At 70.1% G+C, this 6,458-nt stretch carries 7 protein-coding genes; 4 read left to right on the top strand and 3 right to left on the bottom strand.

The window, feature by feature from the left end; all coding sequences use genetic code 11:
• The 4 genes from C667_RS19190 to C667_RS19175 all read left to right on the top strand — a co-directional run.
• Window positions 1-513: murein hydrolase activator EnvC family protein (locus tag C667_RS19190; protein WP_004376848.1), on the top strand; the 513-nt coding region annotated here is incomplete at its 5' end.
• A 44-nt stretch (window positions 514-557) separates the two neighbouring features.
• A complete protein-coding gene (locus C667_RS19185; protein ID WP_004376844.1) occupies window positions 558-2,006 on the top strand; it encodes a S41 family peptidase in 1,449 nt (482 codons plus the stop codon).
• A gap of 27 nt (window positions 2,007-2,033) precedes the next feature.
• Window positions 2,034-2,483: a hypothetical protein gene (locus C667_RS19180; protein ID WP_004376842.1), complete on the top strand. Its 450-nt coding sequence runs from the start codon at window positions 2,034-2,036 to the stop codon at window positions 2,481-2,483.
• Between the two features lie 7 nt (window positions 2,484-2,490).
• Window positions 2,491-3,240 (top strand): HesA/MoeB/ThiF family protein, encoded by a 750-nt coding sequence (locus tag C667_RS19175; protein ID WP_004376841.1) that lies wholly within the window; start codon window positions 2,491-2,493, stop codon window positions 3,238-3,240.
• A gap of 44 nt (window positions 3,241-3,284) precedes the next feature.
• Here C667_RS19175 and ribD read toward each other — a convergent pair whose 3' ends face one another.
• The 3 genes from ribD to glyA are packed head-to-tail and all read right to left on the bottom strand — an operon-like array spanning window position 3,285 to window position 6,186.
• Complete coding sequence (ribD, locus tag C667_RS19170) at window positions 3,285-4,382, bottom strand: bifunctional diaminohydroxyphosphoribosylaminopyrimidine deaminase/5-amino-6-(5-phosphoribosylamino)uracil reductase RibD (protein ID WP_004376840.1); 1,098 nt, start codon at window positions 4,380-4,382, stop codon at window positions 3,285-3,287.
• On the bottom strand, window positions 4,363-4,875 hold the full coding sequence (gene nrdR / locus C667_RS19165) for a transcriptional regulator NrdR (protein ID WP_004376838.1): 513 nt from the start codon (window positions 4,873-4,875) through the stop codon (window positions 4,363-4,365). The genes ribD and nrdR overlap by 20 nt, the downstream gene beginning before the upstream one ends.
• Window positions 4,876-4,935: 60 nt before the next feature.
• Window positions 4,936-6,186 (bottom strand): serine hydroxymethyltransferase, encoded by a 1,251-nt coding sequence (glyA, locus tag C667_RS19160; RefSeq protein WP_004376835.1) that lies wholly within the window; start codon window positions 6,184-6,186, stop codon window positions 4,936-4,938.
• Between the last annotated feature and the right edge of the window lie 272 nt (window positions 6,187-6,458).

Genomic DNA, 6,458 nt, shown 5'->3' with positions numbered 1-6,458 from the left:
GTCGACCCGCCGCGTGCCGAGGAGCCGCCGCCGGCGCGGGTGGAGCGTGCGCAGCGGCCCGAGCCGGTCGTCGGCGAGGTCCGCGATGCCGCCGGCGCCACCCCCACCGGCGTGCGCTTCAACCAGCTGCGCGGGCAGCTGCGTTTTCCGGTGCGCGGAGAACTCGTCGGCCGCTTCGGTGCTCCAAGGGCGGAGGGCGGAACCACCTGGAAGGGCGTGTTCATCCGTGCGGGCAACGGCGCCGAGGTGCGCGCGGTGGCGGGCGGGGAAGTGGTCTTTTCGGACTGGTTGCGCGGCTACGGCAACCTCATCATCGTCGACCACGGCAGCGACTACCTGAGCATCTACGGCAACAACGACGCCCTGCTCAGGGAGGAGGGCGATCGCGTCGGCGGTGGCGAGCCGATCGCCAGCGTGGGCAGCGGCGGAGTGGGTAACGATTCGGGTTTATACTTCGAGATCCGTCATCAGGGGCAGGCGCTCAATCCGATGCAATGGATGCGGCTCGACTAGACGGGACGGCCGACCGGGGCGGTCGGCGCACTACTGGAGTTCTCATGCGCAGCAGCAAGCTGAAACAGTTCGGCCTCGTCATGACCGGCATGGTGGCCGGGATCATGATCAGCCTCAATTTCTCCGCCAACGCCGACCGCAGCGCGCCCCTGCCGCTGCCGGTCGACGAGTTGCGCGCCTATGCCGACGTGTTCAACGCCATCAAGCAGGGCTACGTCGAGCCGGTCGAAGACAAGAAGCTGATCACCGACTCGATCGGCGGCATGCTCTCCGGGCTGGATCCGCACTCCGCCTACCTCGACGCGGAGGCCTTCAAGGACCTCCAGGTCGGCACCCAGGGCGAGTTCGGCGGGCTCGGCATCGAGGTCGGCATGGAAGACGGCTTCGTCAAGGTGATCTCGCCGATCGAGGACACCCCGGCCTTCCGCGCCGGCGTGCTGGCGGGCGACCTGATCGTCAAGCTCGACGACACCCCGGTCAAGGGCATGAGCCTCAACGACGCGGTCAAGCGCATGCGCGGCAAGCCGCGCACCGACATCGTGCTGACCATCATGCGCAAGGGCCAGTCGCAGCCGATCGTGATCAAGCTGACGCGCGAAGTCATCAAGGTGCAGAGCGTCAAGTCCAAGGTGGTCGAGCCCGGCTATGCCTACCTGCGCATCGCCCAGTTCCAGGAGAACACCGCCGCGTCGGTGGTCGAACACCTGGCCAAGCTCGCCGCCCAGGGCCCGGTCCAGGGCCTGGTGCTCGACCTGCGCAACGACCCCGGTGGCCTGCTGCACGGCGCGGTGGGCGTGTCGGCGGCCTTCCTGCCGGAAGAGACCCTCGTGGTGAGCACCGACGGTCGCACCGAGGACGCCAAGCGCGAGTACCGCGCCATCCAGGCCGACTACCTGCGCGGCACCCGCGACGACTTCCTGCGCCGCCTGCCGGCGTATGCGCGCGACGTGCCGATGGTGGTGCTGGTCAATGCGGGCTCGGCCTCGGCCTCCGAGATCGTCGCCGGCGCGCTGCAGGATCACAAGCGCGCCAAGGTGATCGGCACGCAGACCTTCGGCAAGGGCTCGGTGCAGACCATCCTGCCGCTCAACAACAACACCGCGATCAAGCTCACCACGGCGCGCTACTACACGCCGAGCGGGCGCTCGATCCAGGCCAAGGGCATCGAGCCCGACATCGTCGTCGAGGAGAGCGCCAACGGTTCCAGTCGCCGCGTGCGCGAGGCCGACCTGCTGGGTCACCTCGAGAACGACAAGGGCGCCGAGGAAGCTGCAAAGGCTGCCAAGGCTGCCGCCAAGGCGGATGGCACCCCGGTGGAGGACGAGGCGGCCGAGCCGGTGCGCTTCGAACTCGCCGGCGAGAACGACCATCAGCTCAAGCAGGCGATCCGCCTGCTCAAGGGCGAGGACATCGCCCAGGCTGCAGCGGCCGAGGCGGCCGGGGAGAAGGCCGCCGCGGTCGAGGCCGCGCAGCCCGCGGCGGCGAAAGAGTAAGCCGGGAGTCCGGCCGGGGGGACAATCATGCGCAGGGAAACTGCCTACAAGCTGGCGGGCCGGCATCACGACCGGCCCGTGCCGGGCGCCGACATCCACAAGCATCGCGAGATCCGCTTCAAGCCGCTGCCGCCCGGGCAGGTGGAGCGCGCCTGGAAGGCGCTGCAACTGCTCAAGGGCCTGCAGCTCGATCGCACCGACGACCCGCTGGGCATCGTGGTGCGCTACTCGGTGCTCGACTATTCGCTCGAGGCGCTCGAGGACGCGCTGCGCGAGGCCGGCTTCGCGCTGGAGAATTCGCTCTACATCAAGCTGGTGCGGGCGCTGGTGTATTTCAGCGAGGAGACCCAGCGCCACAACCTGCTGTCGCCCGAGCGCCTGATCAAGCAGTCCAACGAGGTCTACATCCAGGCCTGGGACCACCACGTGCACGGCGACCACGACGACACCCCGCTCGACCTGCGCGAATACAAGTAGGCGGGCCATGAACGACGACCAGCTGCTGCGCTACAGCCGCCACATCCTGCTGCCCGAGATCGACGTGGAGGGCCAGCAGGCGCTGCTCGACGCGCGCGCGCTGATCGTCGGCGCGGGCGGGCTGGGTTCGCCCGCGGCGATGTATCTCGCCGCCGCCGGGGTCGGCACCCTCGCGCTCGCCGACCACGACACGGTCGATCTCACCAACCTGCAGCGCCAGATCATGCATTCGGCCGACATGGTCGGCCTGCCCAAGGTCGCCTCGGCGCGCGCCACGCTGCACCGCCTCAACCCGCAGACCCGGCTGGAGCCGATCCAGGCGCGGCTCGAGGGCGAGGCGCTCGAGGCCGAGGTGGCGCGCGCCGATGTCGTGCTCGACTGCACCGACAACTTCGCCACCCGCCACGCCATCAACCGCGCCTGCGTGAAGCACCGCAAGCCGCTGGTGTCCGGGGCGGCGATCCGCTTCGACGGCCAGGTCTCGGTGTTCGACCTGCGCAAGCCCGACAGCGGCTGCTACCACTGCCTGTTCCCGGAAGGCGAGGACCTCGAGGAGGTGCGCTGCGCGGTGATGGGCGTGTTCGCCCCCATCGTCGGCATCGTCGGCACCCTCCAGGCGGCCGAGGCGCTCAAGGTGATCATCGGCTGCGGGCGCACGCTCGACGGCCGCCTGCTGCTGCTCGACGGGCTGTCGATGGAGTGGCGCAGCGTCACGCTCGGGCGGGACCCCGGCTGCGCGGTGTGCGCCGGGCGTTGATCGCCTGATGCGGGCGGGTCGCGCGACCCGCCGCCGGGCGGGGTTCAGCCCTTCGACAGCGGCCGCGCGATCAGGCGCAGGTCCGCTCCGATGCGGCGCAGGTCGCGGATGTCCAGCCTCGTGGCGCCCTCCAGGCGGGTCAGCGCGGGCAGGTTGAACAGCCCCTGCGCGGCGTCGCCGACCAGCATCGGCGCGAGGTAGATCAGCAGCTCGTCCACGCAGCCCTCGCGCATCAGCGAGCCGTTGAGCTTGAAGCCGGCCTCGACATGCACCTCGTTGAGGCCGCGCTCGCCCAGCACGCGCAGCAGCGCGCCGAGTTCCACCTTGCCGGCGGCGTTGGGCACGCAGACGAGCTCGTGGCCGGCCGCGCGCAGCGCGTCGATGCGCGCCTCGTCGGTGCTCGCGGTGGCGATCAGGATGGGTTCGCCCCGCAGGATGCGGGCCTGCGCCGAGACCTCCAGGCGCGCGTCGACGAGGATGCGCAGCGGCTGGCGTGCGCACGGCACGTCGCGCACGTTCAGCTGCGGATCGTCCTCGCGCACGGTGCCGATGCCGGTCAGGACCGCGCATGCGCGCGCGCGCCAGCGGTGGCCGTCGCGGCGTGCCGCCGGGCCGGTGATCCACTGGCTGACGCCGTTGTCGAGCGCGCTCTTGCCGTCGAGCGTGCCGGCGACCTTGAGCCGCACCCAGGGGCGACCGCGCGTCATGCGCGATACGAAGCCGATGTTGAGCTCGTGCGCCGCGTCGGCGAGCAGGCCGTGCGCGGTGGCGATGCCGGAGGCGCGCAGGCGGGCGAGCCCGCGTCCGGCGACGAGCGGGTTGGGGTCTTCCATGGCGGCGACCACGCGTGCCACGCCGGCCTCGATCAGCGCGTCGGCGCAGGGCGGGGTGCGGCCGAAGTGCGAGCACGGCTCCAGGGTGACGTAGGCGGTGGCGCCGCGCGCGGCCGCGCCGGCCTGGCGCAGCGCGTGGACTTCGGCGTGCGCCTCGCCGGCACGCGCGTGCCAGCCCTCGCCTACGGTGACGCCGTCGCGCACGATCACGCAGCCCACGCGCGGGTTGGGCGAGGTGGTGTCGAGGCCGCGGGCGGCGAGCTGCAGCGCGCGCGCCATGGCGGCGTGGTCAGCCGCCGAAAAGGTCATGCTCGGGATCCGCTCCGCCCTTGTCGGCCTTGCCGCGCCGCGGGCGCGTCTGCACCTCGCGGATCACCTCGGCGAACTCGTCGACGTCGGCGAAGTTGCGATACACCGACGCGAAGCGGATGTAGGCGACCTTGTCGAGCTTCTTGAGCTCCTTCATCACCAGCTCGCCGATCTTCTCGCTCGGCACCTCCTGCTCGCCCATGGAGAGCAGGCGCGCCTCGATGCGGTCGACCGCGGCGTCGATGGCCTCGATGGTCACCGGACGCTTGCGCAGCGCCAGCTTCATGCTGCCGGCGAGCTTGGCATGGTCGAACTCGGTACGGTTGCCGTTGCGCTTGACGATGTGCGGCATCTTGAGGTCGATGCGCTCGTAGGTGGTGAAGCGCTTGTCACACTTCACGCAGCGACGCCGACGCCGGACGACGTCGCCGTCCTCGTTCTCGCGCGTGTCGGTGACCTGGGTGTTGGGGTCACCGCAGAAGGGGCATTTCATGGCCGGGAGGCAATCGCGGGCGGGGCGGGCACCGTGTCGGCGCGCGCCCCGCCGGGCGGCTTACTTGCCGTAGACCGGGAAGCGGGCGCACAGCTCGGCCACCTGGGCGCGCACGCGCTCGATGACCGCCGCATCTTCCGGCGCGTCGAGCACATCGGCGATCAGGTGGGCGATCTTCTCGGCCTCGATCTCGGTGAAGCCGCGCGTGGTCATCGCCGGCGAGCCGAGGCGGATGCCCGAGGTGGTGAAGGGCTTCTCGGGGTCGTTCGGGATCGAGTTCTTGTTCACGGTGATGTGGGCGCTGCCCAGAACCGCCTCGGCGGCCTTGCCGGTGATCTTCTTGTTGCGCAGGTCGACCAGGAAGACGTGGCTCTCGGTACGGCCGGACACGATGCGCAGGCCACGCTCCTCGGACAGCACGCGCGCCATCACGCGGGCGTTGGCGATCACCTGCTCCTGGTAGTTGCGGAACTCGGGCGAGGCGGCTTCCTTGAAGGCCACCGCCTTGGCGGCGATGACGTGCATCAGCGGGCCGCCCTGCAGGCCGGGGAAGATCGCGGAGTTGAGCGCCTTCTCGTGCTCGGCCTTCATCAGGATGATGCCGCCGCGCGGGCCGCGCAGGGTCTTGTGGGTGGTCGAGGTGACGACGTCGGCGTGCGGCACCGGGTTGGGGTAGAAGCCCGCGGCGATGAGGCCGGCGTAGTGCGCCATGTCGACCCAGAAGATCGCGCCGACTTCCTTGGCAACCTTGGCGAAGCGCTCGAAGTCGATACGCAGCGAATAGGCGGAGGCGCCGGCGATGATGATCTTCGGCTTGTGTTCGTGCGCCAGACGCTCCATCGCGTCGTAGTCGATCTCTTCCTTGGCGTCGAGGCCGTAGGCGACCACGTTGAACCACTTGCCCGACATGTTCAGCGGCATGCCGTGGGTGAGGTGGCCGCCTTCGGCCAGGCTCATGCCCATGATGGTGTCGCCCGGCTTGGCGAAGGCCATCAGCACGGCCTGGTTGGCCTGCGAGCCCGAGTTGGCCTGCACGTTGGCGGCCTCGGCGCCGAACAGCGCCTTGAGGCGGTCGATGGCGAGCTGCTCGGCGACGTCGACGTGCTCGCAGCCACCGTAGTAGCGCTTGCCCGGGTAGCCCTCGGCGTACTTGTTGGTGAGCTGGGAGCCCTGGGCTTCCATCACCGCGTGGGAGACGTAGTTTTCGGAGGCGATCAGTTCGATGTGGTCTTCCTGGCGCTTGTTTTCGGCCTGGATGGCGGACCACAGCTCGGGGTCGACTTTGGCGAGGGTGTCTTGCGAAGAGAACATGGCGTCTGCTTACCGGATGAAGTTGGGCGGAATCGAGGCGATTCGGACGAAGCGATTCGGACGCGCGATTCTAACATGCCGCGGTGCACGAAAAAGCGGCGGGCGCCCATCGGACGCCCGCCGCCGGCGGGGGAGGACGCGGCGCGCCTACCAGCCGCGCTGTTGCGTGCCGAAGCCCTCGTTGCCACCGGCCGGTGCGGCTTCTCCGGCGGGGGCCGCGCTGTCGCTCTCGGCGGGTGCCGCGCTGCCCTCGGCGGGGGCGTTGCTGCCCG

Source organism: Thauera phenylacetica B4P (assembly GCF_000310225.1).
Taxonomy (GTDB): Bacteria; Pseudomonadota; Gammaproteobacteria; order Burkholderiales; family Rhodocyclaceae; genus Thauera; species Thauera phenylacetica.
The sequence above is the reverse complement of the archived record's forward strand: the minus strand, read 5'-3'. Positions and strand labels throughout refer to the sequence as shown.